This window comes from Corallococcus sicarius (assembly GCF_003611735.1).
Classification (GTDB): domain Bacteria; phylum Myxococcota; class Myxococcia; order Myxococcales; family Myxococcaceae; genus Corallococcus; species Corallococcus sicarius.
In genome coordinates this window covers 1-1,078 of sequence record NZ_RAWG01000637.1, presented here as the reverse complement: position 1 = coordinate 1,078, position 1,078 = coordinate 1, and the positions used below count along the sequence as shown (strand labels likewise).

Annotated in this window: 2 protein-coding genes; both read right to left on the bottom strand. The window is 71.2% G+C overall.

All coding sequences use genetic code 11. From position 1 onward, the window contains the following. Nucleotides 1-28: 28 nt before the first annotated feature. On the bottom strand, nt 29-646 hold the full coding sequence (locus D7X12_RS41410) for a DUF2378 family protein (protein ID WP_120630571.1): 618 nt from the start codon (nt 644-646) through the stop codon (nt 29-31). A gap of 79 nt (nt 647-725) precedes the next feature. Next, nucleotides 726-1,078 (bottom strand): LysR substrate-binding domain-containing protein (locus D7X12_RS41405; RefSeq protein ID WP_500683247.1); only part of this gene is annotated, 353 nt, incomplete at its 5' end.

Genomic DNA, 1,078 nt, shown 5'->3' with positions numbered 1-1,078 from the left:
TCCTCCCGGGCCCCGCATGGGGCCACCCTCACGCCTGAGGTCGAGCGTCGCCTGAGGACCCATCCTCAGTGGCGCTGAGCGCCGCTTCCGACGGCGCCTCGCTCCAGCGCAGGTGGTACGTGGCCGAAGTTCCGTCAAACCCCTCCGGCAGCGCCACCACCCGCCAGCCCCCGCACAGCGCCACCGCGCGCGACAGCAGGCCGGCCGCGAACGTGGGCTGATCCGCCAGCACGTCGTTCATCCACAGCTCGAGCGAAGTCGCGCTGCGCTCCACGATTTTGACCTCACTGAAGTTGTTGCCGGCGCGAAAGCCGAGGTCCGCGCGCAGCAGCATCCGCCGGGGGCCCGCGAGCCGGCCCACGCCCAGCAGGGCCCGGCCAAAGAAGGTGCCGAAGTAGGCATCCATGAAGCGTTCGCCCAGCGAGTAGTACGCCGCCTCGGCGGGCACGCCGCCATAGACGTGGCCGGCCGCGATGCGCAGGAACTCGCGCCACTGCTCCAGGGTGTAGGTGCGCTCCAGCTTCGCGTCGAGGTCCAGCCCCGCCCGCTTCAGGTGCTCCACGCACGCGGGCGTCAGGCGGTTCTCCAGCGCTCGGACGAAGAGCGCGTCGACGGTCTGGGCGAAGACAAGCTTCTCTGGATTCATGGACGGCACCCTACACGAAGCCCCCCATGCGATGCTCCCCCACCTGTGCACCGGCGTTCAGTATCGCGGCCCCCGAGTGTCAGGAAGCCGGCTTGCGCCGCACCTGACGTGAACTCCGGGTGTTTCGTGACACCGGAGGGTTGACTCCGACGGCGCGTGCGACGAGTCCGCGCAGCCACCGGTGGGCCGGGTCCCCGTCGAACCGCTCGTGCCAGACCTGGATGATGTCGAACGGCGGCACCGGCAGGGGCGGGGCAAACACCTGGAGCGGGTAGGCCTCGCTGAACGCGGCGATGAGGCGGCGCGGCGCGGTGAGGACGTGGTCCGAGCGCGTCACCACCAGTGGGGCGATGAGGAAGTAGGGCACGCGCACGGCGATGCGGCGCGGGGGCAGGCCGCGCTGGGCCAGCGCCACGTCCACCGCGCCCACGC